This window comes from Peribacillus sp. FW305-BF15, from assembly GCF_058783805.1.
Genome location: NZ_JBYSYV010000021.1, coordinates 66,290 through 89,762, shown reverse-complemented (window position 1 = coordinate 89,762; position 23,473 = coordinate 66,290). Strand labels below are relative to the sequence as shown.

General features: G+C 39.1%; 21 protein-coding genes. 13 read left to right on the top strand and 8 right to left on the bottom strand.

The features are described 5' to 3' along the window. The 7 genes from AC3WLU_RS20330 to AC3WLU_RS20300 form a co-directional block, all read right to left on the bottom strand. Window positions 1–1,385 (bottom strand): IS3 family transposase gene (locus tag AC3WLU_RS20330; protein WP_492597804.1). Its coding sequence is split into 2 segments (ribosomal slippage), with 1,386 coding nucleotides annotated over them: window positions 1–914 and window positions 914–1,385; the frame shifts between segments, so codons are not numbered across the junction. This gene is flagged as partial in the annotation. Between the two features lie 202 nt (window positions 1,386–1,587). Beyond that, window positions 1,588–1,818, bottom strand: coding sequence for a twin-arginine translocase TatA/TatE family subunit (gene tatA / locus AC3WLU_RS20325; protein WP_214809697.1), 231 nt, complete (start codon window positions 1,816–1,818; stop codon window positions 1,588–1,590). Between the two features lie 59 nt (window positions 1,819–1,877). Then, on the bottom strand, window positions 1,878–2,081 hold the full coding sequence (locus tag AC3WLU_RS20320; protein ID WP_492597803.1) for a helix-turn-helix domain-containing protein: 204 nt from the start codon (window positions 2,079–2,081) through the stop codon (window positions 1,878–1,880). Window positions 2,082–2,202: 121 nt separating this feature from the next. Next, window positions 2,203–3,372 carry a ZIP family metal transporter gene (locus AC3WLU_RS20315; RefSeq protein ID WP_492597802.1) on the bottom strand — a complete coding sequence of 390 codons (1,170 nt, stop codon included), beginning with the start codon at window positions 3,370–3,372 and terminating at the stop codon, window positions 2,203–2,205. Window positions 3,373–3,388: 16 nt separating this feature from the next. Further along, window positions 3,389–4,405, bottom strand: coding sequence for a multicopper oxidase domain-containing protein (locus tag AC3WLU_RS20310; protein WP_492597801.1), 1,017 nt, complete (start codon window positions 4,403–4,405; stop codon window positions 3,389–3,391). A gap of 466 nt (window positions 4,406–4,871) precedes the next feature. Next, on the bottom strand, window positions 4,872–7,559 hold the full coding sequence (locus AC3WLU_RS20305; RefSeq protein ID WP_492597800.1) for a heavy metal translocating P-type ATPase: 2,688 nt from the start codon (window positions 7,557–7,559) through the stop codon (window positions 4,872–4,874). An 11-nt stretch (window positions 7,560–7,570) separates the two neighbouring features. Further along, a complete protein-coding gene (locus tag AC3WLU_RS20300) occupies window positions 7,571–7,891 on the bottom strand; it encodes an ArsR/SmtB family transcription factor (protein WP_363928839.1) in 321 nt (106 codons plus the stop codon). Window positions 7,892–8,005: 114 nt separating this feature from the next. Here AC3WLU_RS20300 and AC3WLU_RS20295 point away from each other — a divergent pair, with 114 nt between their 5' ends. The 6 genes from AC3WLU_RS20295 to AC3WLU_RS20270 all read left to right on the top strand — a co-directional run bounded on the left by AC3WLU_RS20295 (window position 8,006) and on the right by AC3WLU_RS20270 (window position 14,406). Continuing rightward, window positions 8,006–8,563: a copper resistance CopC family protein gene (locus AC3WLU_RS20295; RefSeq protein WP_492597799.1), complete on the top strand. Its 558-nt coding sequence runs from the start codon at window positions 8,006–8,008 to the stop codon at window positions 8,561–8,563. A 3-nt stretch (window positions 8,564–8,566) separates the two neighbouring features. Beyond that, the gene (locus AC3WLU_RS20290) at window positions 8,567–9,664 is read left to right on the top strand and encodes a copper resistance D family protein (protein WP_492597798.1); all 1,098 of its coding nucleotides are present in this window, start codon (window positions 8,567–8,569) and stop codon (window positions 9,662–9,664) included. A gap of 412 nt (window positions 9,665–10,076) precedes the next feature. Then, the gene (locus AC3WLU_RS20285; protein WP_492597797.1) at window positions 10,077–12,254 is read left to right on the top strand and encodes a DNA topoisomerase III; all 2,178 of its coding nucleotides are present in this window, start codon (window positions 10,077–10,079) and stop codon (window positions 12,252–12,254) included. A gap of 102 nt (window positions 12,255–12,356) precedes the next feature. Further along, window positions 12,357–12,785, top strand: coding sequence for a transcriptional regulator MntR (gene mntR, locus AC3WLU_RS20280; RefSeq protein WP_048687667.1), 429 nt, complete (start codon window positions 12,357–12,359; stop codon window positions 12,783–12,785). Window positions 12,786–13,015: 230 nt separating this feature from the next. Further along, complete coding sequence (locus AC3WLU_RS20275; RefSeq protein WP_492597796.1) at window positions 13,016–13,711, top strand: class I SAM-dependent methyltransferase; 696 nt, start codon at window positions 13,016–13,018, stop codon at window positions 13,709–13,711. Further along, on the top strand, window positions 13,711–14,406 hold the full coding sequence (locus AC3WLU_RS20270) for an AIM24 family protein (protein WP_098864242.1): 696 nt from the start codon (window positions 13,711–13,713) through the stop codon (window positions 14,404–14,406). The genes AC3WLU_RS20275 and AC3WLU_RS20270 overlap by 1 nt, the downstream gene beginning before the upstream one ends. Before the next feature lie 108 nt (window positions 14,407–14,514). Here AC3WLU_RS20270 and metA read toward each other — a convergent pair whose 3' ends face one another. Further along, window positions 14,515–15,423 carry a homoserine O-acetyltransferase MetA gene (gene metA / locus AC3WLU_RS20265; RefSeq protein WP_057277307.1) on the bottom strand — a complete coding sequence of 303 codons (909 nt, stop codon included), beginning with the start codon at window positions 15,421–15,423 and terminating at the stop codon, window positions 14,515–14,517. Between the two features lie 167 nt (window positions 15,424–15,590). Here metA and AC3WLU_RS20260 point away from each other — a divergent pair, with 167 nt between their 5' ends. The 7 genes from AC3WLU_RS20260 to ilvD all read left to right on the top strand — a co-directional run bounded on the left by AC3WLU_RS20260 (window position 15,591) and on the right by ilvD (window position 23,459). Beyond that, a complete protein-coding gene (locus AC3WLU_RS20260; protein WP_283928745.1) occupies window positions 15,591–16,124 on the top strand; it encodes a hypothetical protein in 534 nt (177 codons plus the stop codon). 78 nt (window positions 16,125–16,202) lie between these two features. Next, entirely contained in the window at window positions 16,203–16,679 is a 477-nt protein-coding gene (locus AC3WLU_RS20255; protein ID WP_268564077.1) for a glutathione peroxidase, read from the top strand. A 140-nt stretch (window positions 16,680–16,819) separates the two neighbouring features. Beyond that, the gene (locus AC3WLU_RS20250) at window positions 16,820–17,665 is read left to right on the top strand and encodes a DegV family protein (protein WP_492597795.1); all 846 of its coding nucleotides are present in this window, start codon (window positions 16,820–16,822) and stop codon (window positions 17,663–17,665) included. Between the two features lie 53 nt (window positions 17,666–17,718). Next, window positions 17,719–18,363, top strand: coding sequence for an HD domain-containing protein (locus tag AC3WLU_RS20245; protein ID WP_145504780.1), 645 nt, complete (start codon window positions 17,719–17,721; stop codon window positions 18,361–18,363). After that, complete coding sequence (locus tag AC3WLU_RS20240) at window positions 18,360–20,237, top strand: ABC-F family ATP-binding cassette domain-containing protein (RefSeq protein WP_063575863.1); 1,878 nt, start codon at window positions 18,360–18,362, stop codon at window positions 20,235–20,237. The genes AC3WLU_RS20245 and AC3WLU_RS20240 overlap by 4 nt, the downstream gene beginning before the upstream one ends. A 130-nt stretch (window positions 20,238–20,367) precedes the next feature. Beyond that, window positions 20,368–21,504 (top strand): conserved virulence factor C family protein, encoded by a 1,137-nt coding sequence (locus AC3WLU_RS20235; protein WP_492597794.1) that lies wholly within the window; start codon window positions 20,368–20,370, stop codon window positions 21,502–21,504. 284 nt (window positions 21,505–21,788) lie between these two features. Next, window positions 21,789–23,459: a dihydroxy-acid dehydratase gene (gene ilvD / locus AC3WLU_RS20230; protein WP_034311212.1), complete on the top strand. Its 1,671-nt coding sequence runs from the start codon at window positions 21,789–21,791 to the stop codon at window positions 23,457–23,459. Window positions 23,460–23,473 lie beyond the last annotated feature (14 nt).

Genomic DNA, 23,473 nt, shown 5'->3' with positions numbered 1-23,473 from the left:
TTCTTCATTTCTACTATATAAAAAATAGTAGTGTGGACCAATGCCTTGGTCCGCACTACTAACCTTAGTATGTTTTAATTTTGCCTTGATTCGTTTGTGATTATAGTATTCTATATATTTTGCTAGTTCTTGTTTAAAGTGTTCCACACTTTCAAATTCTTTTAGATAAAGAAGTTCCGATTTCATGATACCAAAGAAATTTTCCATAACAGCGTTATCGTAACAATTCCCTTTGCGAGACATACTTTGCGTAATGCCACGTTCCCTAAGGGCATCACGGAATTGTTTCATTTGATAATGCCAGCCTTGATCTGAATGAATAAGGAGAGTATCGTCGTCTGTTAAGCGTTCAAAAGCTTGATCTAACATCGTTGAAATGAGTGAGTAGGTTGGTCTTGAACCGATTGTATACGTAATGATTTCTCCATTAAATAAGTCCAATATCGGCGATACATATAGCTTTTCTCCAAATAATTTAAACTCTGTAATATCCGTAACCCATTTCTCATTTGGTTTTTCAGCTTTGAAATTGCGATCTAAAATATTTAGTGCAATCTTGCCCACAGTTCCTTTGTAAGAGCGATACTTTTTCATACGGACAAGACATTTTAGCCCTAGTTCTTTCATGATACGTTGTACCTTTTTGTGGTTTACTTTGTGTCCGCGATTTCTAAGTTCATCACGAATACGTCGGTAACCAAACCGACCTTCATGTTCATCGAAAACAGATTTAATCAATACTTTCAGTTCTGCATCTGGATCAGGACGACCGAAGTTTTTCACCCAATAGTAATACGTGCTACGCGGAATGTCTGCGAGCTGTATAAGTGCTTTCACCGAGAATGCATTCCTTAATTCATAGACTACTTGTGCTTTGTCTTGTTTGGTGATTTTTCCTTGTTTTGAACTAAGGCATTCAACTTTTTTAAATAGGCATTCTCCATACGTAAACGTTCATTCTCCGCCTGTAATGCCTCTATTGATCCTTCATCGGGTACTTGAGAATTTGATGTCTTATTATTTTTATTTTTCATGGATGGACGCCCCTTTTTCTTTGATTGTAGGGCATCAAATCCTCCTGTTTCATAAGCAATTTTCCATTTTCGAAGTGTTTCATAAGATGGAATATTAAAAATCGCCGCTGTTTCCCTGATAGACGTCCCGTGTTCGTTCATATAATTGAGTACATCTAGTTTAAACTGTGCGGGGTAGGGTGTATAGCGTTTTTCAAAAGCATCAACACCAAAAAGTTCAAATTGTTTAATCCACTGATGGAGTAAACTCGGATGAACACCAGTAGATTTAGCAATAGTTTTTCCTCCCTCATTACCATCCATATATTGTCTAACTGCCTGTATTTTTTCTTCTGAAGAAAATCTCGCCATAAAAAAGCTGCACCTCCAATTGTTAGTTGTGTCTAACAATTGGGGTGCAGTTCATGTAAAGGAGATCGACTTTTTATGTTGGAATTCTTTTAGCGTATAAAATTTTAGAAATAGGCTGTATAGTTTGCTAAGACCGTTTGTAAACGTAATACTTTTTTGTTGATATTTTTAAAAATCAAAAAGCAGGAACAATTTTTAATTCTTAGGCATCACCTGATTTATCCTGCTTCTTTTCAACAGTCGTTAACTCAGGATTTTCCCCTTCTCCTTCTCCTTTATCTTCGTCAGATACTAATCCCTTGGTTGCACCCTTGAATTCAGTTAAAGTACGTCCAAAAGCTCTACCGATTTCCGGCAGCTTTTTAGGTCCAAAAATAATCAAGGCAATGACAAGTATTAAAATTAAACCTGGTATACCTATACTTTGAAACATAATACTTCCCCCAAGTAATTAAATTTTGTAATTCCTTTTAGATCATTTTTAGAATAACTTCAGTAAAAAAACTCGTTTAAATCCATTAAGCCCTGATTTATTTTAATTACCGTTGAAATTTTTGGTCGATAGTTCGGATCGCTACATAATTTTGAAATTGTACCTCTACTTATATTTGATGCTCTTTCTAAATCTAATTCATTTAGGTCTTTTTGTTTATCCACCCATCTACCAAAATTACTTCTTTTTTTCCAAATTCTCATTACCAATTACGCTCCTTTTAATTAGTTTTAGCAGCGTTGGTTAATTTTTAATTCAACAATGTTGAATAGCTCTACCTAGTTCGGGAATTGTTTATGGGTCCAAACAAGATTAAGGCATCCCTTAAAATTTCACGAAAAATGCAGTAAAGTACATGATTAATAGTCCAATCGCGAAACCAGAAAGGTTTAACCATGAAACAGATGCTTCATTATGTTTTCTATGATCTTCAATGAGCATTTTTGTTATTACATAAATTACTTGAAGAATGGCCCCTGCTCCAATACCAAGGAATAAAGCTCCCCAAATTGGTGAGAAGATAAATCCGCCCACCCATGTACCCGCAATGGCGGGTGCACCTGCGATAACTCCAAGTAATAGAAAGTCTCTAAAACGAGGTGTGGCCTTTAATAAAGGAGCAGCGATTCCAATCCCTTCCGTGATGTTGTGAAGGGTAAACCCTACGATTAAAAAGGTTCCTAAAGCAGCTTCACCTAGTGCAAAGGAAGAACCAATTGCCAAACCTTCTCCAAAGTTATGAAGGCCAATTCCGGTAGCCATTAACAAAGCCAGACCAAAAGGGGAATATCCTTTCCTTTCTTGTTTTCTTTGTTGATACTGATCAAAGCCGATCAATAATAAAAAGGTTAAGGAAGCCCCAATTATGACAACCATATTCCCCTGAAAGACAGAAGGTGCTTCTGCACCAATTTCAAATCCATCAGCCAGAGTCCCGACAAATAAGAATAAAAGGAGCCCAACGGTAAGCGCAAGAATCCCATTTATAGATTTTCGTGAGAAACGTTTCATAAATGGATACCATAACAACCCCAATGTGATCGGGACAATTCCAACGTAAAATCCGATTAAGCCGTAATTAAGAAAGTTGCTCCAGGTGGTTTCTGGAGTGAGTGTGGCAGCTGCAATTTCACCTTCCGTGATAATGCCATTCTCTGTGATTAACTTAATGGTATGTGGATCACCTTCCACCCATGGGTAAGAGATGGTCACCTTTCCCTCATCAAATCGTTCAAGTTTTGCTTGAGGAGAGACATTATAATTCCACACGGAATCATTAACCATCACTTGAGAAATCGTTAAGGGTTTAGGTCCGGTATTACTAACAGATAATTCGAAACCGAATTTAGTTACCTTGATGCGTTCAATGTTCAAGACTTCTATCGGTGCTGCAGGATCTTTTTCTACACCTGCTCCATTCATTAGCACCCAACCTAGCACCCCTATAAGTAATACTAACGGTATTAAAACAGTAATTAGCCATTTTCCCTTCATAATTATCCCTCCTTTTTTATTCGACCTCAAAGAATCCCATCCAGCCTAACTCAGCAAATTCACTTACATGGGCATGGAACATATATGTTCCCTTGTATGGAAATCGAACTTCAATAATTCCACGTTCTCCCTGACATTGCATGATCGTATCAGTGAACTGAGAGGGGTTATCGTTTCTCCCGGTTGGATAATACGTAAAGTAATTCGCATGCAAGTGAAACGAATTTAATAAGTCGAATTCTGTTAAATTACTTAGATAGATCCTTACGAGTTGATCTTTTTTGATATTAATAGGGTGATTTATAAATGCGAAGGCATAGCCATTCACCGTATAAAACTCGTTTTCGCCGTCTAAATCCAAATCAAATCCATTCATAACCATGTTTAACTCTAATGCCGGCTCTCTTGGCTTCTTTGGATCAATAATAAAATTACCGTATAAGCCTTTATGAATATGGCGGGCTAGGGGGAGCACATGGCAATGGTAAATTTGTAATCCGTAAGGCTTCGCTTCAAATTCGTACGTGAATTTCTGTCCAGGATAAATAGAAGTTAAACCGTCCATCTCTGGAGGATGAATTCCATGAAAATGAATAGAGTGGGGATGGCTGCCCTGATTAATAAAGTGAAACCGCAAAAGGTCCCCCTCGGTACAACGAAAAGAAGGCCCTGGAATTGTTCCATTATAAGTCCAGCCTGGAAATTTAATTCCTTTGGCAATTTCGATTTCCTTATCAATTGCCACGACTTCATATTCCCGGAGTGTTTGACCGTTGGGCAGCTTGGTAACGTTTCCATAATCAAACTCAGTAAGGAGCCGTTCTGCCATTTTATAACCTGTGGTTTTTGTTTTATCACTCATATTTGCATGATTGGAATGATTGCCATTCTTGTGAGACGAATTATTGGATGCCTGAGCCATAGTTGGAAATTGTGCCATTTTATTTAAGTAATAAGATCCAGCTACTCCAAACGCACCTGCAGTCCCCATCTTTAAAATATCTCTGCGGGAAACCTTTTTCTCATCAGTCATTACTTGACCCCCTTCTAAAAAGTTTCCTTAAGGAAACTTTTTGTTGTATAAGCTATACTTTAAGGTGAGTACAAGTTTGATGTCAACTCTTTTTTCAGAATACTTCGTATACGATGATAAGCAAGTATGGATCTGGAAAGGTGGATGAACTAAGATCCATCCGGACGGTTACAGACGATATATTGCTGCAAAAAGGGTGGAATGGATCTAGCCTATTGTTTATGAGAACTAAACTTTACATCATCAAAAATAGAAAAGAGAGGATTTGTGCATCAATAATTGGTTGCTTCGGCAACCTTTATAAATAAAAGAATCCATTTTGGTCAATCTTTTTTCAAAATGGATTCTAATTTAAGTTAATATGGGGCTCGGGAGGAACTTTTGATCAATCTTTATTTCGAAGATAAAAATAGTATTTTTTATGAAAAAATGAGATGCTTCTTATCAAGAAGCATCTCATTAACATCTATTGTTTAAATTTTAACAATCTTAATGCATTTAAAATAACAATTAATGCAGCACCTGTATCACTTAATACAGCCATCCAAAGTGTAAGCCAGCCAGGGAAGATTAAGACTAATGCAATGACTTTAATAATTACGGAGAACCAAATATTTTGTTTAATAATAGTTAAAGCTTTTCTGCTTAACTTCATTGTATGAGGAAGTTTATCAAGGTTATCAGCCATTAAAACAATATCTGCTGTCTCCATTGCGGTGTCAGTCCCTGCACCGCCCATAGCAATACCTAAATCTGCTGTTGCAAGTGCTGGGGCATCATTAATACCATCTCCAACCATTGCTACCTTATGTCCTTCATTTTGTAATTTCTTTATGGCATCTACTTTATCCTCTGGTAATAAATTTGCAAAATAACGAGTAACATTAGCTTCTGAAGCAATCATTTTAGCAGATCCTTCATTATCCCCGGTCAACATTACTGTTTGGTTAACTCCACTTTGTTTTAATGCTATTAAAGTAGAAGCTGTTGTTTCACGGATGGTATCAGAAACTGCAATTATCCCGATTACTTGATGCTGTGTCCCGATTATAACTACAGTTTTTCCTTTATTTTGTATCTCTTGAACATGATTTTTTACATCATCTAAGGAAACATTCATTTCTTCAAATAGTTTTAAATTACCACCGTAATAAATATTACCATCAATAGTCGCTTGAACACCTTTTCCAACGATACTTCTGAATAGCTCGCCAATTTTAGGCTGAATTCCTTTTTCATTGGCATATCCAACAATTGCTTTGGCTATAGGATGTGTTGAATAATCTTCTAGTGTTAAGGCAATTGAAAGTAATTCATCTTCTGTTACGTGTAAAGTCCTGATTTCTGTGACTTTTGGCTTTCCTTCAGTCAAAGTCCCTGTTTTATCAAATGCAATGGCAGAAATGGCACCAGCTTTTTCTAAGAACGTACCACCTTTAATTAAGACACCGTTCTTCGCAGCGTTCCCAATGGCTGATACGATAGCAACAGGAGTAGAAATCACTAAAGCACAAGGACAAGCTACAACTAACAGTTCGAGTCCCTTATAAAACCAGTCTCCCCAGGTACCAAATCCAAGGAGTGGGGGCAGCAACATAATTGCCAATGCTAAAATAAATACAATAGGTGTATAAACACTTGCGAATTTATCTACAAATGCTTCTGTTGGCGCTTTTTGTTCCTGTGCTTCTTCAACCAAGTGAATAATTTTTGATATGGTGGTATCTTCAACTAACTTAGTCACTTTAATCTCAAGAGAACCATTTTCATTTATAGTTCCTGCGTATACTGTATCACCAATTTCCTTATCTACAGGAATGGACTCTCCGGTAATTGGAGCCTGATTGACGCTTGATTCACCTTGAATGATTTCACCATCTAAAGGAATCTTATCGCCTGGTTTAACAATGATAATGTCACCAATTGTTATTTCTTCAACTGATTTTTTAATTATCTCGGACCCAACTCTGACCCAAGCCTCAGGAGGAGCTAAATCCATAAGATTACGAATTGAATTCCTTGTACGTTCAATTGATTTTGTTTGTAGGAGGTTTCCAATTGCAAATAACCAAACAACGGTAGCTCCTTCAAGCCATTCACCTATTAGAGCAGCTCCAATAGCCGCAGCTGACATTAAAACATTCATATCCAGAGAACGACTTTTTATTGCATAGGATGCACTCTTGACTGGCTTAAATCCACTTATAACCATTGCAATTACATATAGCATAGTGGACATCAATGGAGAAATTCCATTAAATGAGCCGATAAACCCCAGAGCGATTAGTATTCCAGACAAGATTATTAAGCCATTTTCGTTACTTTTGTTAGTCTGTATCGATTTCTTATTTGACTGTAATGAAGCTTTAAAGCCAATTTTAGTAACCTCAGAAATAATATTTTCATCACTATCGGTATGTTCAATTTTCATTTTCCCGGTAGAGAAATTTACACGGACATTTTTAACTGTTGAGAGGGTATTCAAATGGTTTTCTATACTCTTAGCACAACTACCACAGTCCATTCCAGCAATTTCGAACGTTTTTGTATTCCCTTTTTGATCTAAAGGCTCAATAGAATATCCAAGCTTTTTGATTTCACTTTCAATTGGGACAAAAGCATCAAGGTGACTAGCAGCCACCTGCATTTTCGCGGTGCTGTAATTAACCTTTACCTCAGCGATATCCTTCAATATACTTAAACCTTTTTCAATGGTTTTTGCACAAGCCGGACAATCCATTCCGTGAACTCTGTAAGCCATTTTCTCCCCAGAAGGAAGAGAGTTCGAGATTGTCTGTTGTTCATTACTACTACAACAGCTTGTATTCACTAATGTTTCATCTTCTTTAATTGTTGTATTACTGCTACAGCAATTAGTGGTTTCTTGCTTTTTTTCACTTGGAAGGGAAGTGCTGCAACAGTTTATTTTCTCTAATTCTTTATCTTTTTCCTTTGATGTATTACTGCTACAACAACTAGTTTCTGTTTGTATAAAAATAGGTATTGAATTAAAGCTGTTTACTGAATCTTTGTTACTTGAACAACAACTTGTGTTTTCTTGTTTTATTTCTAACTTGGTGGAGCTGCAACAACTATCCGTCCTATTTTCTGTATTTTCGGCATCATTATTTGAATTACAACTTTTGTCAGCCATTTTATGCACTCCTAATCTATATGGCTTTCGCAGCATGCAACGTCATTTTGAACATCTTCCAGTACTACATCAAACATTGCTAATAAATCTCGTATATGCTGATTGCGTAAACTGTAATAGCAGTATTTTCCTTCATTCCTTCCGACAATAATTCCACAGCCCTTTAAGCAAGCAAGGTGTTGTGAAATATTAGACTGGTTCCCCTTAATTTCTTCTACAATTTGAGACACAGTTTTTTCCTGACTTTTTATACTTTCGAGGATTTGTATCCTTGTTTTATTAGAAAATCCATGAATTAGTTTAACCTTCATATCTATATCAGTAATTTGCATATATTTACCTCCTAACATATTAGACAGGACTAATATGTTTTGTTATCATCATATTAGCAGTAGCTAATATGTGTGTCAAATTGATGAATTAAATTTGTAAAAGGAGTATCTGGAATGATAAAAAAAGTATCTTTATTATTTTTATTACTTTTCATCTTATTTTCAAAGCAAGCACTAGCACACACTTCTCTGGAAGACTCAACACCTAAAGATGGTGAAGTAATTACAGAACCCATTCAGGAGTTAACTTTAATTTTTGCGACAAAAGTTGAACAGAACAGTAGAATTAGTGTTTCGAACTCAAACGGTGAATATGTTAAACTAGGAAACTTTGTGATCGAGGAGGAGGAGATGTGGGCTAATTTCCTTCAACCTTTAAAGAATGGAAATTATAAAGTGGACTGGGAGATCATTGGTGCAGATGGACACCCAATAGAAGGAAAGTTTTCTTTTTCAGTAGAGGTACCTAATAATAAAGAAACCGGTGAAACGAAGAGTGATACGGGAGAAGGAGAACCAAAACAAGTAGAAGATAATCAAGAAAACCCCATAAAAAAACCAAAACATGAAGTACAAAGTAACGAATCTTCTTATATAATCCCTTCCGTTATTGGTGCTTTATTTGTCATAGTTGCTGGGAGTTTTCTATGGCTAATGAGGAGGAAGAAATAATAAATGTTAATGATTGGAATCATCAGTGAACCATTATTATATCTTTGTTTTTCCCTATTAATGGGCAGTTTTATCCTTCAGCTTGTACCAAGTGCTTATAGACCAGATATTAACGTCCCTAAAGGTGTATTAATGCTAGCTACAGCCGGTATAGGAATCTTTTCATTTATACCCGTTTTACAAGTGATTTTATATCTTTATCAAGACATTGGGTTTGAGCAAACACTTAAATCGGTACTTTTTACATTTGAAGTGGGAAAAGCCTGGATTTTTACATATTTACTCTCAAATCTATTATTTATTTATATTGTTTGGTTTGATTATCGAAAGAGTCCGCTATATGCATCCATTGGTATTGTCATTACGTCCATATTAATTCTCGCACTAGGTTGGTCTAGTCATGCTAGTTCTATTGAGCAATGGAAAGGATTCCTTGTACACACTATTCATTTTCTAGCTGTATCAATTTGGGCAGGAATTTTATTCGTGGTTAGTTGGGCTTCAAAAGGTCACTTAAATTGGATGAAATTTTTAAGGTGGTTTACACCCGTTGCATTAATTTGTTTCTTTATGACGGTTATATCAGGAATTTTTTTAATGACTGTAGTGATCGATTATAAAGACTATGCAAAATCTTGGATCCTTCCTTATGGACAAGCACTTTTAATTAAACATCTGCTCATTATTCCATTATTGGCCTATGTCTTCATTAATAGCATTTTGATACGAAAAAAAATAAAAAATAGTGATAATTTTAACCCAAGACCTTGGACGAAAGCTGAGAGTTTAATTGTATTTCTAATTTTCTCTGCTACTGCTGTATTAGGGCAACAAGAGCCACCTCATGATATTGAAACAACAATTGGCTCATCAGGACCGTCCATATTATTCGATCTATTATATCAAGGAAATATAACACGCGATTTAGTAATAGTTTTTGGTTTTGAATTTAACAGTGCAATGTTATTAATGTTAGCTTTACCCTGCTTGGGATTAACAATATTGTCTTACATAAAAAGAGCACCTATTCTATTAGGTTTCACAATGAGTGTATTAAGTGTGGTAGCTTTTTATTTATCATTAATGGTAAGCATTCAATAAAATGAATTTAATATTTTATACGATGTGAAATGTGATGAAGAGTAAGAATTCAGGAATGAAATTTGCCGTTATACTCGCTTTTTTATTAATATCAAAAATTTTAAATTTTACATCTAAACAGTGAAAAGCTAGGGAGGGCATTTGTAACATCGCACTTGTTACTTTTATTTATACTCCGATTCCAAAAACTGTGGTGACCATCCATTAGTATTTTTTTGCATATTAATCTGCCTATATTTTTAGAAGGTTTTTATCAACTGACTGAAAACCTCACTCTTCACCGAAGGTAAGCAATCATTTCATGCTTTCTACTATCAGTCCGGTAAAAACGAAGTCATATCTAGCCGATTGTGATAATTAAGGTATAATGATAGGGGAAAGATATTTTGTAACGGATTAGGTGAAGATGATCATGAAGCTAATCATTGCGGAGAAACCAGATCAAGGTTCAACGCTAGCGGCTCAATTTAAAACGAAAAAACAGCAAGGCTATATAGAAATCATGCCGAATGAACTTTTCCCCGATGGAGCTTATGTAACTTGGGCCGTCGGACATTTATGTCAACTTGTTTCGCCGGAAACCTATCATTCAAAATGGAAAAAATGGTCTATGGAAACGTTGCCGATGATTCCTGAGAAATTTCAATATGAAGTGACCCGGCAAAAGGCAAAGCAATTCAATGTTGTGAAGACTTTGCTTAGGAAAACGGAAGTCGATGAAATCATTCATGCAGGTGATGCCGGGCGTGAAGGAGAATTGATTGTACGCAACATCGTTAACTTATGCAATGTCAATAAACCGATGAAACGTTTATGGATATCCTCTTTGACCCCGAAAGCGATTTATGAGGGATTTCAAAATTTGAAGAGCGAAGAAAAAACCAGGCCGCTTTATTATGAAGCGTATACGAGAGCTTGCGCGGACTGGGTTGTTGGAATGAATGCGTCGAGAGCGTATAGTATTTTGTTGAAACAAAGGGGCGTTTCGGATGTGTTTTCAGCTGGAAGGGTTCAGACACCGACTCTTGCTTTGATAGTGAAGCGGGAAATGGAAATTGAGCAATTCAAGTCTGAGCCGTTCTGGGAAGTGTTCGCTGACTTCAAGATGGATGGAAAGAAATATCAGGGAAAATGGCAGCAGAACAATGATCCGAGAATAAAGACTAAAGAAATGGCCGATAAAATTGCCGCCTTTTGCAAGGGTAAGGAAGCTGAAATAGCGGAAATGGATACTGAAAGGAAAGAATTTCAGCCGCCTTTGTTATTTAATCTATCGTCATTGCAAGCTACAGTGAACAAGATTTATAAATATTCACCGAAACAGACGCTTGATATAGTACAAAGTTTATATCAAAAAGGGATCGTTTCTTATCCACGTTCAGATTCCAATTATGTAACGGAGGGGGAAGCCGAAACATTTCCCGATATCTTGCAAAAACTAAGCGGATTTTCAGAATATGAAACCCTGTTTCCTTTGCCACAACCGAACATCATGAATAATAAAAGGTTTGTAAATGAAAAAAAAGTGACTGATCACTATGCCATTATTCCGACGGAGCAGGTAACCGACCCAAAGCGGCTTTCCGCTGAAGAACGGAATATATATGACTTGGTTGTTCGCCGGTTGATTGCGGCCCATTATGAGAAGGCCATTTTCGATTACACCACCATTAAAACGCTCGTCGATAAGCGGGCCGAATTCATTTCTAAAGGCAAGCAGCAGATCCAAGAGGGATGGCGCAAAGTGATTTTCCAAAATAATGACAAGGATGATGATGATATCATTTTGCCGTCCGTTTCCAAAGGGGATACTGGAAATGTCGCCAATATAAAGGTGAAAGAGGGAAAAACCCAACCTCCTAAGCGCTATACAGAGGGTCAGCTAATCACTTTGATGAAAACTGCCGGAAAGCATCTGGATAATGAAGAGTTAGAAAAAGTACTGATGAAAACCGAGGGTCTCGGAACCGAAGCAACTCGGGCTGGCATCATTACCATGCTCAAAGACCGTAAATACATCAATGTCAAAAAAAACCAGGTGTTTGCGACAGATAAAGGAAAAGTGCTGATTACTGCAATCGGGGAGAAAATCCTGGCTTCACCCGAGATGACAGCCAAATGGGAACAGCGTTTGAGGGAAATCGGTGAAGGGAAGGCTTCAGCTGGCGGCTTTATGGAAGCTGTTAAAAAGATGTCGGCAAAAATCATCAGTGATGCCGTGGAATCATCGGAAAACTGGGATTTTCAAGGGCTGGATACCGAGTCGATTCAACGGAGCGGCTCTAAAAAAAGAAGCTCGGCATCTGTGGGCAGCTGTAAACTATGCGGTTCTAAGATTGTCGATAAAGGGGAATTCTATGGATGTGTAAGTTATCAAAAAACAAAGTGTAACTTCACCATCTCCAAAAAAATCCTTAATAAGAAAATCAGTCAAGCAAATATAAAAAAGCTGTTGGCGAGCGGTGAAACGGATCTGATAAGCGGTTTTAAAAAAGGGGAAAAGACCTTTGATGCCATTCTATCGTGGTCCGATGCTGAAAAGAAGATCAGTTTTACTTTCCCGACAGAACAAAACGTCAAGCAAACTTAAGGAAAGACTTCATTAAAGGCGCCCCGAGACTTATATCTTCTTGTTTCGGGGTCGTATATATAGTAAAATTTTTAGATATGCGTTTGAATGGGAGGATTCCGAATGCCTACACCGAGCATGGAGGATTACATAGAACAAATTTATTTACTTATTGAAGAAAAAGGGTATGCAAGGGTTTCCGATATTGCTGAAAATCTTTCCGTCCACCCATCTTCTGTTACAAAAATGGTTCAAAAACTTGATCAGGAAAAGTACTTGATATATGAAAAGTACCGGGGTCTGGTCTTAACCGCAAATGGGAAAAAAGTTGGTAAAAGGCTCGTATACCGCCATGAACTTTTAGAACAGATGCTAAGGTTGATAGGGGTCAAGGAAGAAAATATTTATCAGGATGTAGAGGGGATTGAACACCACCTTAGTTGGAATGCCATCGATAGGATTGGAGACCTGGTTGAATTCTTTGAAGAATCTCCAGACCGTGTCGAGGATTTACGAAAGATACAAAAAAGAAATGAAGAAAATTCAAAATAAGCTGCCGCTGGCAGTTTTTTTTATGTTTTAATATCATCTGTCTTCTTGAGCCGGGCATGGTTCATTTTACAAATAAGGTCTAAAGGGGAGTAATGTTTTAAAAGAGGATTTTTTAATTATGAACAGAATAGCTATAAAGAGGCCCCGGTATTTTGATTCGGGAAAACGAAGTGTTTTTGTGTTTTTCAGTAACTTATTGATTAGGGGTTAAATGGGAGGGTGAATTTCTTATGAATATACATACATGGCATAAAGAGTCGGAAAAGGAATGGGATGTTTTTGCACCTATGTGGGTGAAGAATTCGCAAGAAATGTGGGAAACGGGGAGTCGGAAAAACATCATTCCCTTCTTTTCTGAATATGTGCCTTCGGGATTGAAGGTGGCTGACATAGGCTGTGGAGATGGAGTTGGTTCCTTGAAATTGGCCGAAGCGGGATATGAAGTAACTGGAGTTGATTTATCCAATGTGATGATTGAATTTGCAAAGGGGAAAACCGCTCAACAACCAGGACTTTCTTTCCTGCAAGGGGATTTTTATAATCTTCCATTCAAAGATGAAGAAATGGATGCAGCAATGGTCATTAATTCTTTGGAATATACGGGCGAACCATTAACGGTGATGAAGGAAATCCAACGGGTAATAAAGCCTGGAGGTTATGTCTGTTTTGGAATACTTGGTCCAACAGCTGAGCCGCGAAAAAAATTCAGCTTCCACCGGTTATTGGGAGATGAAGTCATCATGAATACCATGCAGCCGTGGGAATTTGAAAAAATGGCTTTAGAAACGGGATGGAAGGCAGTGGCTGATACCGGCGTTGCAAAGAGAGGGGTGGACTATGCAAAGCTGGGACATTTTTCAAAGGAATTAAAGCAAGCTGTATCGTTCATGTGGCTTTTCCTCCTGCAAAAAGAGGTGGGGAAGTGATGGGGAAGTATCAAATCGATCAATTCGTTGAAAAGACGAAGCAGCAGGATAAAGGGCAAGGATTATTCGAACTTGAAACGGAACGAATCTTGGAGATTAATTTGGAAAAGCAGATCTGGGCAAAAATGGGGACGATGGTTTCTTATCGAGGTCATGTTAAATTCGAGCGGGAAGGCATCTTGGAGCATGGTCTTGGTAAACTCTTTAAAAAAGCCTTAACTGGTGAGGGGGCATCCCTGATGAAAGCGACCGGAAGCGGCAAGCTATACGTCGCGGATCAAGGGAAGAAGATTTCCATTTTACAGTTAAATGGTGAATCGATCTGTGTTAACGGAAATGATTTACTCGCATTTGAGCCGGGGATTTCATGGGATATAAAAATGATGCGGCGCATTGCCGGGTTATTGGCGGGGGGATTGTTCAACGTAAGGCTCGAGGGGAGAGGCATGGTCGCATTCACTTCCCATTATGAGCCTCTTACTTTAATGGTGGAACCTGGGAATCCAGTTTATACCGACCCGAATGCCACAGTAGCATGGTCAGGGGAATTGCAGCCTGAATTCGTAACGGATGTTTCATTGAAGTCGTTTTTTGGAAGGGGAAGCGGCGAATCCGTTCAAATGAAATTCGAAGGACAAGGATTTGTGGTGGTCCAACCTTTTGAAGAGGTATATTTCGGTAATAAGGAATCATGAAACAAACAACCTGAGTCAGATACTCAGGTTGTTTCCCATGATGATCGGATGTGTCTGCCATAAAAAAGCGATTCATTTCAAAGTGAAAGCTTCTTTTTTCTTACCCTTTCAATCCCACTCATAAGGGGTTGATTGGTAGACATAATAGTTCAGCCAATTCGAGAACATCAGGCTGCAATGGCTCTTCCAGCGGTGAAGAGGTATCCTGGTCGGATCGTTATCAGGAAAGTAATTTTCAGGGAGTTGTGTATTGATCCCGCGTTCCCTATCGCGCTTGTATTCTTCACCGAGGGTATCGGCATCATACTCGAAATGGCCGGTAACCATAATTCTTTTTCCATCAACTGAAGCAGCCATCAATACACCAGCTTGATCGGACTGTGCGAGAACCTTCAATTCAGGATGGTTAACTAATTTTTGATAGTCAATATCCGTATAGCGTGAATGAGGGGCCATAAAATAATCATCGAATCCGCGGACTAGATTTTCATTCGGTTCAAGAACCTCATGAGTGTATACCCCAAAGCATTTCTCTGGAAGTTCGTATTTGCCTATTCCATAATGATGGTACAGTGCAGCTTGTGCCCCCCAACAGATATGTAGGGTGGAAGTGACATTTTCACTTGACCAGTTCATGATGCTCTGCAGTTCTTCCCAATAATTAACGTCTGAAAACTCCAGCTTTTCCACTGGAGCGCCTGTAATGATCAAGCCGTCATATTTCTTTGTGCGAATATCATTAAATGATTTATAAAACTGATCTAAATGAAATTTACTTGTGTTCTTTGATTCATGTGTACTTAAGCGCAGGAATGATATATTTACTTGAATGGGAGTATTGCCAAGAAAGCGCAATAACTGGGCCTCCGTTTTTTCTTTTTCTGGCATTAGGTTTAAAATTAATATATTCAATGGACGGATTTCCTGATTGGTAGCTCTTTGCTCATCCATTACGAAGATATTTTCCTGTTCTAAAATTTCCCTTGCTGGCAGTTGTTCCGGAATTCTGATTGGCATGATTAGCCTCCTTCTTCAAAAATCATAATATTTTAATTATATAGAAAATTATTGAATAGAAAAGCTATTTTAATAATTTCTTGTAAATCCCGAAGGAAATGGCCTGGGAATGGTAAAATGGGAAGATCGGAATACATTAACTATGAAGTTGGAGAGGTGTTTGGAGATTGTTTGATCCTACAGCATTTGAAAACATGAAAGTGGTATTGGAAGGAGCGGTTTACGATCGTGACTTCATTGGGGATATATTGGTCATAAACCGTGATGATATAGTGAATCTCTCAACCATGTCCAGATCATATAAGATCGAGATGGAATTGAAAAAAACAAACGCGCCCATTTCCATTAGCGGTGCCATTGAGCTACACGCTTCCCTACATAACCTAAGTTCGGAGTTACTCGATGCAGCTATTGATGATACGCATTCAGGCTGCACGGTCAATATATTCATTTCTTTTCCTAAAAAGCTTGATGATGTGAATGCTGAGCAATTTATGAGTGACCTGGAAAAAATCTGGGGAGATCAGAGAATCATATCAGTGACGACCAGCGAAACGGTCAGTAAAAAAATGCAACCCATTACTTCTTCTATATATAAAATTTCATTTGGAAGGCTTGTAAGAGAGGAGCAAATGGATGATTTGGAAGACATGGTAGAGTATTTGATTCAATCCATTCAAGCAGTGAAGATTCCTGGATGATAGGAAAAGGATTAAAGTTGGTAAACCTACCTTTAAATACGGTAAAATGAATCATCATACTAAAGGGAGAGATCATTCATGTCCATTTACGAATTTGAAGTCAATAAAATCAATGGCGATACCATCTCGCTTGAGGAATATAAAGGGAAAGTGATGATTATAGTGAATACCGCAAGCAAATGCGGTTTTTCGCCACAGTATGATGATTTGCAAAGTCTGTATGTGCAATATAAAGAGGATGGGGTAGTCGTGCTTGGTTTTCCGTGTAATCAGTTTTTGAATCAGGAGCCTGGTGATGATCTGGAAATCGATTCATATTGCAAATTGAATCATGGTGTAACCTTCCCGATGTTTGCAAAAGTGAATGTCAAAGGCAAGGAAGCCCACCCCTTATTCAGCTATCTGACTGAAAATGCTCCTGGAGTGATGGGGTCCAAATCGATAAAATGGAATTTTACAAAGTTCTTGATTGATCGTAATGGAAATATCGTCAGCCGGTTTGCACCTAAAACAAAACCTCTGGAAATGGAAGAAGATATAAAAAAATTAATATGAACTATGAAATCGAGTCCAACGAAAGTTTCTGTTGGGCTCTTTTCTTGAGGTGAGATATTTATTGCATGCATCCGTTTTTAAAAGGGGACAGATGGTTGGGATATTGAATATAATAGAAGACACAAATGAGGGGGGAAACCATGGAACGAATTGCATGGGTAACAGATAGTACGGGAACTTTAGATGAAGAATTATCATTGAATGAACATGTATACATCGTTCCGATGGTCGTCATCATCGATGGGAAGGAATATGAAGATGGCGTCGACCTATTACCTGAGGAATTATACCGGCGGATGAGTGAGGAAAAAATCACGGCAACCACGTCACAGCCCTCGGTCGGCCGATTCCAGGAATTATATAAGGAGCTTGAAAAACGCTATGATCGAATCATAGCCGTACATCTTTCCAGTGAATTGAGCGGGACGGTTTCTGCGAGCAGGCAAGCTGCACAAATGGTCACGATCCCTGTTGACGTTTTTGATACTTTACTTATTTCCTTTCCAATGCTATTAATCTTGAAACGGCTCATGCATTATATTGAAAATGGCGATTCCATCAATGAAGCATTCGTCAAAACGAGAATGTATGCGGATAACCATGAGACCTATGTAATGATAGGCACTTTAGATCAGCTGCATCGGAGCGGCAGGTTAACAAACGCACAGTATATTCTAGGAAGCCTATTGAGCTTTAAACCTATCATTTCAATTGAAAATGGTGTGCTCCATACTAAAGCTAAACCTCGGAACATTAAAAAAGCGGAAAAACAGATCTTCACTGATTTTCGCAGATCAGTCGAAGCGGGAACAGTAAAGGAATGCACCATATTATATGGTGGAGTGTCGGAGCAGGCACGAAAATGGAAAAAGATGATTTCCGAAGAATTCCCTCATGTGTTGATCCATGTATCCCCACTGGGGAGCGCCATCGGGGTGCATACCGGTGAACAGACGATTGGGCTCAGTTGGTTCAATGAAGATTAAAGAACACCATTATTGAGAACCATGGTAAAATAGAAAGGACATGGAGTGGTGAAATGAAACAAACGATGATTGAGTTAACGGAGAAGTATGTATATGACCAATTGAATTCTGATGCCAGCGGCCATGATTGGTTCCATATCGATCGTGTTCGTAAGCTGGCTTTACATATTGCAAAAGAAGAACGAGTAGGAAATGAGTTCATCATTGAAATGGCGGCTCTGCTTCATGATATCCCTGATGATAAACTAAACCAGGAAGCCGATGGGGGCTGGAAAAAGCTTGATGCTTGGTTTGATGAAATAAAGTTGGATATTGATAGTGTTGATGCCATCAAACAGATCATCAATACAATTTCATTTAGTGCAGGGCAGATGAGGCTACCTTCGATAGAGGCTGAAATTGTTCAGGATGCGGACCGCTTGGATGCAATTGGTGCCATTGGCATAGCCAGGACATTTGCATTTGGCGGAAAGAAGGGACAGCTTATGTATGATCCTTCATTGCCCATTAGGGAAAACATGACCAAGAAGGAATACAGGAATGGAAAAAGCTCTTCCATTCATCACTTTCATGAAAAATTATTGCGCTTGCAAGACATGCTTAATACTTGTACAGCCAAGAAGATTGCTAGTGAAAGGCATGAATATATGGTAGGATTTTTAGAGGAATTTAATAAGGAATGGGATGTACGATTATGAAAGTTTTTAGCATGGAACATGTAATGAAAACCCAGGGGGAAAAGCTGCTTTTTAAAGATGTCTCTTTTTCCATTACCGAAGGGGAAAAAATCGGGATCGTTGGGATAAACGGTACCGGTAAATCGACATTATTGAATATCATCGCAGGGCTGGAAGACAGTGATTTAGGAACGAAGGATCATCCGAATGATTATACGATTTCCTATCTGTCCCAAGATCCGCATTTTGATGAGAAATTGACGATCATGGAATATATGTATGAAAGTTCAACTCCTGTATTTTCGTTGATTAAAGAGTATGAAAAGACGCTCATTGAACTTCAAGTGGACCCGCAGAATAGCGCAATACAGGATCGTTTGTTAAAACAGCAGCAGGATATGGACACGCTAGGCGCCTGGGATACAAGTGCCAATGCCAGAACGATACTGACCAAGCTTGGACTTCCTGATCATTCAAGGAGACTGGGGGAACTGTCAGGCGGCCAAAAAAAACGTGCGGCCCTGGCAAAAACCTTGATTGAGACCCCTGATTTATTGATTTTGGATGAGCCTACGAACCATCTCGATTTTGAAAGCATCACTTGGCTTGAAGAATATTTAGGTAAATATCAAAAATCCGTTTTATTTGTAACCCATGATCGATATTTCCTTGATCGTGTGTCCAATAAGATTTGGGAAATCGCCCAGACCCAGCTTTTCGAATACAAAGGAAACTATGCGGATTATTTAGAATCAAAGGCCATTCGTGAAGAGAATGAATCGGCTGAAAGAACGAAAAAGGAAAGTCTATTCAAAAAAGAACTGGCCTGGATCCGTAAGGGTGCAAAGGCCCGGACAACGAAACAAAAGGCCAGGATCCAACGCTTCGAAACATTGGAATCAGGTGTAAAGGATAAGCAGAAAACCGAGAACCTGGAAATGGAATTAAGCGGTGCCCGTCTTGGGAAAAAAGTACTTGAGATGCAGGATGTATCTAAATCCTTCGGTGATCGAACCATCATCAACCATTTTTCCTTCCTCTTCAAACCAGGTGATCGAATTGGGATCGTCGGTAATAATGGCAGCGGAAAGTCAACCTTGTTGAATATCCTGGCAGGTAGGGAATCCATAGATGAAGGAAACCTGGAAAAAGGGCAAACCGTGAAAATAGGGTACTATACGCAAGAAAGCGTCGATATGGATGAGAATTTGCGCATGATAGAGTATATTCGGGAAACGGCGGATTCAATCGCCCTTAAAGATGGTAGTTTCATATCGGCTGCACAGATGCTTGAAAGGTTCTTATTTCCAATGGGATCGCATGGGACACCAATTCGTAAGCTGTCCGGTGGGGAGAAAAGGCGATTATATCTCCTTAACATATTGATGTCGGCACCTAATGTCCTGCTTTTGGATGAACCGACGAATGATTTGGACACGCAAACCTTGACCGTTCTTGAGGATTATTTAGAAACATTTTCAGGTGTAGTCATTACTGTCTCACATGATAGGTATTTCTTGGATAAAACGTGCCACCAGCTTCTTGTTTTCAAGAATAAAGGTGACATTGACTTTTATTACGGCTCATATTCAGAGTTCTTGGAAGACAAGACGGAAGAGGCTGTGCCAGTAAAAGCACCAGAGCCACAGATGAACCGGACCGAAAAGAAAAAGAAAAAACTGACCTATGCGGAAAGTAAGGAATGGGAAGAGATAGAAGGGAACATGGAGCGGGCCGAGCTGCGCTTGAAAGACATAACATCAGAAATGTCAGCAGCGGGAAGCGATTTTGAAAAAGTCCGCCTGCTTCTTGAAGAAGAAAAGGAACTAACGGATAAATTAGACCATTTGATGGAAAGATGGGCGTATTTAGCGGAAAAATTGGAAGAAGAATGAGCGTGGTGACTGGTCCAAGGATGTAAACTTGGATCAGTCTTTTTTTTGCCAATCTCAATTGCATGAGAATCTGTTTGCGATGTGATAATATCTAGTACATGGAAACGTCTTGTAAAAGGAGAGAAATGCATTGAAAATAAAGTCGATAGAACCTACACCAAGTCCGAATACAATGAAAATCAATTTAACAGAAGAGCTATTAGCTGGTAAAAGCAATAATTATAAGAAAGATCAAGCTGACCAGGCACCCAAGCTGATAAGGGATTTATTTACGATTGAGGGAGTGAAAGGGGTATATCATGTTGCGGACTTCTTAGCCGTTGAGCGAAACGCGAAATATGATTGGAAAGATATCTTGGTCCAAATCCGTCAGGTCTTTGGAGAAAAAACCGAGGAACAAAATCAACAAGGGGCATTAAATGAACATTACGGTGAAGTAACTGTTGCCATTCAACAATTCAAGGGCATTCCGATGCAAATTAAAGCAAGTGATAGTCAACACGAAAAACGTTTTGCCTTACCGGAATATTTCATAAAGGGCATTGCCGCTGCCCAAAAAGAAGATGATAATGTAGTCCTGCTTCGAAAATGGAAGGATTATGGTGTAAGATATGGTGATATGGAAGATATCGTGAAGGAAGTATCGGATGAACTGATCGCAGCTTATCCGGAAGATCGAATTAATCGGCTAGTTGCAGCTGCACAAGAAATGGTCGATACGAAAGAAGCAATTTTGAAACGTCCAAAAATTAAACTGACTGCAGAAATGCTGAATGATGAAAGTTGGGAAAAGCGTTATCAGGCTTTAGAACAAATGGAAGATCCTACGGTTGATGATATTCCAGTATTGGATATGGCACTCTCCGACAGTAAAGTCTCCATTCGAAGGCTCGCGGTAGTATACTTGGGTATGATTGAAGATAGAAAAGTGCTTCCGAGCTTGTATAAAGCCTTGAAAGATAAAAGCACGGCCGTAAGACGTACTGCTGGTGATTGTTTATCAGATCTTGGCTTTGAAGAAGCGATGGGAGAAATGTCTCAATCACTTTCGGATAAAAATAAATTGGTTAGATGGCGGGCCGCGATGTTTTTATACGAAGTGGGAAATGAAACGACCCTCCCTTATCTTAAACAAGCGGAACAGGATCCTGAATTCGAAGTTGCCCTGCAGGTCAAGATGGCCATAGACCGTATAGAAAATGGCGAAGAAGCAAAAGGTTCGGTTTGGAAGCAAATGACAGAATCAAGACAAGCGAATGACAAGTAATTTGAAATGACCCAGGAAAAAGGCATGCGGCTGATATAATCCGCATGCCTTATTATTTTTTTTAAGGATCATTTCCAATCGTTTGAAAGGGGTTCCCCTGAGGTCGAATCTATAAATTAGAACTCTATTATTTTAGTAAAATGATTTTTGTAGATATTTAGTGAAGAATGGTTGCATTTGTCTATAAATATGTTAGAATTTTTAGAGTATACTAAAAATTATATTATTCTGAATCATTAAACATTTAGCGGAAATTGGGGGTACAACAAATGTCTACATCAAATATGAGAAGTGACATGATTACAAAAGGGGTCGATCGAGCTCCACATAGAAGTCTGTTGCGGGCAGCAGGGGTTAAAGAAGAAGATTTCGGTAAACCGTTCATCGCGGTTTGTAATTCATACATCGATATCGTTCCAGGTCATGTCCACCTTCAGGAATTCGGGAAAATTGTGAAGGAAGCGATTCGCGAAGCGGGCGGTGTTCCTTTCGAATTTAATACGATCGGGGTAGACGATGGAATTGCAATGGGTCATATTGGTATGCGCTATTCCTTGCCAAGCCGTGAAATCATCGCAGATTCCGTGGAAACTGTTGTATCGGCACATTGGTTTGACGGTATGGTGTGCATTCCAAACTGTGACAAGATAACGCCGGGAATGATGATGGGAGCACTTCGTGTCAATATTCCTACAATATTCGTAAGCGGCGGACCCATGAAAGCAGGTAAAGATAAAAATGGTAAATCTCTTTCATTAACATCCGTTTTTGAAGGGGTGGGTGCTTATCAAGCAGGTAATATCAATGAAGAGGATTTGCAGGAGATCGAGCAAGTTGCATGCCCTACTTGCGGTTCTTGTTCAGGAATGTTCACAGCAAACTCCATGAACTGCCTGGCTGAAGGATTGGGACTTGCGCTACCGGGAAATGGAACGATTTTGGCGGTAGCCGAAGAACGTAAGGAATTCGTTAAGAAATCCGCTAAACAGTTGATGGAGATAATCAAACAGGATATCAAGCCTCGTGATATCGTGACGATTGATGCAATTGATAACGCATTTGCCTTGGATATGGCGATGGGCGGTTCGACGAACACCGTGCTTCATACGCTTGCATTGGCACATGAAGCAGGTTTTGAATATCCGATGGAACGCATAAATGAAATAGCTAACCGCGTACCGCATCTAGCGAAAATTGCACCGGCATCCGATTACCATATTGAAGATGTACATAATGCCGGTGGTGTAAGTGCCGTCATTAATGAGTTGCTCAAAAAACCAGGTGCGTTTAATGGAGATTGCCTTTCTGTCTCAGGTAAGACGCTCCGCGAAAATGTTGCCGGTTGTGAAATATTGGACAAGGATGTAATCCATCCATTGGATAATCCGCATTCTGAGCGTGGCGGGCTTGCGGTATTGTTCGGTAACCTTGCTCCTCAAGGCTCCATCGTAAAAGTGGGCGCCGTTGACGCATCAGTTGGTGGCTATCACAGGGGTCCGGCCATTTGTTTCGATTCCCAGGAAGATGCACTTTCCGGAATCATTACCGGAAAGGTTAAAGAAGGGGATGTAGTGGTCATTCGTTACGAAGGGCCTAAAGGTGGGCCGGGAATGCCGGAAATGTTGGCACCCACTTCCCAAATCGTCGGGAGGGGACTTGGAGCGAAAGTCGGTTTGATCACTGATGGCCGCTTTTCAGGAGCATCGCGAGGCATCAGCATTGGTCATATATCCCCCGAAGCAGCTGAGGGAGGCCCGATCGCCTTTGTTGAAGATGGAGATATCATCGAATTGGATTTGAATAATCGTAAAATCCAATTGGAAATTTCCGATGAAGAATTCGAAAAACGCAAAGCCAATTGGAAAGGCTTCGAGTCAAAGGTCAGGACTGGCTATTTAGCACGGTATTCCAAACTTGTGACGAATGCCAGCTCAGGCGGAGTGATGAAAGTTTAAGTTTAAAGGGAAGA